We start from the raw sequence: 3874 nt of genomic DNA on the forward strand, positions 1-3874 counted from the left end.
CGATGATCGCGATCTGATCATGCTGTTCGCGGCTGAGGTGCCATATCCGCGCTGGCGCATCAGGATCACCGGCCCGACCGCGCCAGCCATCGGCATTGCGTGGATCGGACCGAGGCTCCTGATCCCGGGCGGGGTGGTGGCGGGCTATGTGCCGGTCAATCTCGCTCTGGACGTAGAGCTTTCCCCCTCCAGCACGATCCGGGGCCAGTATGTCGGCACCTATGAAAAGCGGAAAGGCGCTGGAACATCGATCCCGCTGGCGGCGCAGGAGCGCTGGTGGGTGCAGTCTGAGGCCGCGCCGTTCATCGCGCATTACAACGCTGGAAAGCCGTTTCTCTGGATGAGCTGCCCCGATCTCCTGCCGGAGGATGGGTCTTACTGCTGGAGGGACGGCAACACGCTCAGCGCCAATTTCGGGGCTGGCACAGTATGGGCATCTATGACCATGCAGGTGTCTGCCTATGTCTCGTGAGCCCTTTGTCTGGATCGAGATCGATGTAGACGGGTGCGCGTTGGATTTCGGCGTGGGCGCTTGCCCTGCGGCGCTTGGCGGTGAGGTGGCGCGCAAATGCTACCGGCTTTACGATACCTGCAGGGTTCCGGGGCGTGCCGCGTTCCAGCATCAGAAGGTTTTCCGCACGCTGCGCTACTGCCAGCCACGCTCCAGCACCCCGAAGGGTGCGACGTGGTTCCCGGTCATGCAGGGGCAGCCCAGCGAGTTCTCGGCCAGCGTCAACATCGCAGGATCGGACAGCGACCTGTCAGCATTCGGGCGCCGGGCAACGGTCACCGTCACGCTTACCGACTTTCCTGATCATGAGAGGCTGTTGGATCCATATCAGGCGCAGCGGGTTTCCGGCGCGGCCCAGGCTGATGGCGTCGGGTACGATCCATATTCTCGCGGAACGCACTTTGGGAAGCTGAAGGCGCGCTGGCCGTATTACTCAGGCAGACCTCTTCGGGTAAACTTCGGCTATTTGGTCAATGGCTTGCCGACCGATGTTTCGACGCGGCACTATATTATGACCAACATCTCCGGCCCGGACGAGAGCGGCAAGGTTGTGATAAGCGGCAGCGATGTGCTGGACCTTGCCGACGACAAGCGCACACGGGTTCCCGAGGCATCGAATGGCAAGCTCCTGGCGGATATTGAAGCCGACACGGCAGCGCTCACTCTCAGCCCTGAAGGCATTGGCGATCTGGAATACGAGTTATCAGGCCGTGCAAAAATCGGGTCGGAACTGGTTGATTATACGAGAGTAGGGGACGCTTTTACCTTGACCGCAAGGGGCGTCAATCGCACGGCAGCCGCTACCCACAAGGCGCTCGATACCTTCCAACGGGTCAAGAGCTACGTGAATGCCCGCGTCGATGATGTGGTTGCCGACCTGCTGGCCGAGGCCGGGGTTGATGCGACCTTCTTGCCGGTGGCGGAATGGGAATCCGAAGTTGACCGCTGGCTCTCTGGCACGCGGATCACCCGCGACATTACCGAGCCGACCGGCGTCAAAACCCTCATGTCCTCCATCGTGCCGCTTGGCTTTAGCCTATGGTGGGAGGGCGCCGATCAGGACATTCGCTTCAAGGCAAACCGTCCGGTTGATGGCGATACGATCTGGGATGTAAGCGACCGCAACAGCATCCTGGAGGTCTCGATCACCGAGGATGACAAACAGCGGGCATCCGCTGTGCTGTTCTGGACCGTGCAGAAAGACCCGACTAAATCATCCACCTCGGGCGACAATTATTCGCGCACCTGGGCGGCGGGCGATCCTTCTGCACTTGAGGCGTGGCGCTATGGCTCTGGCGCAGTGAAGAATTTCTTCTGCCCGTGGCTTGAGACTGGGGCGGATGCGATTGTGCGGGTCGCGGCCCGCCGACTGTTGCGCCGGTTCGACAAGACCCCCAAGCGGATTGAGGTCGAACTTGACGCGGAAAGGTTCGCAGGCATCCGTCTGACCGATGTGATCAGGGTCAGAACCTCTGGCCTTCAGGACGAAACCGGGCTGGAGCAAATGGCCCTCTATCAGGTGATCAGCCGCAGCGAGCCGAAGCCGGGTGAGCGGATCAAGATCATCGCGCAGTCCTATCAGTTCGAAGGGCGGTTTGCTTACGCCACCGCGAACGATGCCCCAAACTATCTGGCCGCGAGCCCGGCGCAGCGTGATCCAGGCATGTTTGCAGCTGACGCAATCACGAAACTCATGCCGAACGGCGATCCACCTTATGAGGCTATCTGATGGCATTTCCACCGACTGACTGGGGCGGATGGACCCCTGAGGAATACGAGGTCGGCGCGCCCGCAACCTCGAACCACTTCGAGCGGTGGTTCCGCAATGTGGTGGCGGCATTTCAGGGCGCCCCGGACGCGCCCCGCTTGGCCCTTGGCGCTTTGCCACGCCTGACTGCGGGAGATGAGATCAGATCAAGGCGGGATCCCCCTGTATCGGGAAGCGCCACAGGCTTGTCACCCTTTGTCGGTCTGAGTTTTGCATTTTTGCAGGCTGGCGTTATCAGGGTGGCTTTCAGTCATGCGGGGGCAGCCGGTGGATCGGCTCAGGTGATCAGAACCAGAAACTTGGCCGACACTGCTGTCGCTTCATATCTGAATACAGGCAGTTACGTGGCTCGTTCTGTCGATGTGCCAGTTCTACCTGGTGATCTGGTGTCCGTCGCGATCGCAGCGACTGGTGGCGGCACTGTAACTGGGTCTCTCCAAAACCAGCGCTTTATGACCGGCGGCGAGGATCTGTGGCCTGGGCAACCCAGCCCGTTGGAGGGGATGACCTATGCCTGAGTATCGCAACGTTGAACATACGTTGATCTTCTGGCCGGGCTCCCCGGGCGGGCGCGATCTGGTGTTGGAGCCGGGGCATCCGCTCTGGGCTTCTGCTGTTGCCGCCAAGCCCGTACCCTATGCCGAACCTGTGACCGACCCTTGGGCGGATCTGCGCGCCGAGCGTGACCGCGTGCTGGCCGCGTCTGATCCCCGCGCGCTGCCGGACTTCCCCCAGACCGAGGCCTCGCGCGCCGCATGGCTGGCATACCGCCAGGCGCTGCGTGACCTGCCTGATGTGACGAGTGACCCACTGGCCGCTGTCTGGCCCGAGCCCCCGCAGGGCTGACCCTTCCGCACAATCCGACCTGACACACCCCGCCGCGCGCGGGCTTTTTTACGTGGATATGCCATGGCTTTGACCAAGAGCACGATTACGGGCCGCGTTCCGCTGCCGACCGATGTGGCAGCAAAGGCGGCCGAACTTATTTTCACGCTCTCATCCTGGGATACCCAGGGCGCCGACGTGATCGCACCTGCAACTGTGCGTGCCATCCTTGGCCCGGATGCCTCGTTGCCAGCAGGGTTCGCGCTGTGGCGCAATACCGAGGGCCTGCGCGGGTCGCATTACATCGTGACGGCCCGCTGGACCGAGGAAGACCGGTCGCGGGGGGCCGTGTCGCGAGAAACGCGGCTTGGCAACATCCAGATCGGCGATGATGCGAGCTATCCTCTGGCCGTCCTGCTGGAGCGCGGCATTGATCCAGCGCCGCCGAGCTTCTGGGTCGCAGCGTCGGCAGGCGATGTGCAGACAATCGTCGATGCTGCCGACGCGCTGTCGGGCTTCACGGAACCGGGCTACCTGGCTGAGGTGCAGGTGGGCGCGGGTCTGGCCAATGGCGCCGCCACCCGGGCGGAAGCCGCTGCGGATGCAGCCCTCGGCGCGGCGGGTTGGGATCAGTCCGTCCCGGATGAAGCTGCGCGCCTGGCGCTGACCGGGCTGCCGGCCAACTGGCGGGTCTATCAGATCGCTCCCGACCCGGGCCGTATCTGGCGCTGGACCGGCACCGCATGGGCCGACACCGGGGAGAACCCGCT

The 3874-nt window shown here is 63.0% G+C and carries 4 protein-coding genes; all 4 read left to right on the forward strand.

Annotated features, from left to right (window positions below):
• On the forward strand, positions 1-472 hold a 472-nt coding region (locus AC4FS3_RS28405; protein WP_491023324.1), incomplete at its 5' end, for a hypothetical protein.
• A 40-nt stretch (positions 473-512) separates the two neighbouring features.
• Positions 513-2240: a hypothetical protein gene (locus AC4FS3_RS28410; protein ID WP_491023325.1), complete on the forward strand. Its 1728-nt coding sequence runs from the start codon at positions 513-515 to the stop codon at positions 2238-2240.
• 549 nt (positions 2241-2789) lie between these two features.
• Positions 2790-3125: a tail fiber assembly protein gene (locus AC4FS3_RS28415; protein ID WP_491023326.1), complete on the forward strand. Its 336-nt coding sequence runs from the start codon at positions 2790-2792 to the stop codon at positions 3123-3125.
• 63 nt (positions 3126-3188) lie between these two features.
• The coding region (locus AC4FS3_RS28420; RefSeq protein WP_491023327.1) for a hypothetical protein at positions 3189-3874 on the forward strand (686 nt) is incomplete at its 3' end.

It is taken from the genome of Pseudogemmobacter sp. TB195, assembly GCF_058313095.1.

Excerpts from the sequence above, each read along its gene's own strand:
- AC4FS3_RS28415 (WP_491023326.1), top strand. The coding sequence starts at position 2,790 with ATGCCTGAGTATCGCAACGTTGAACATACGTTGATCTTCTGGCCGGGC.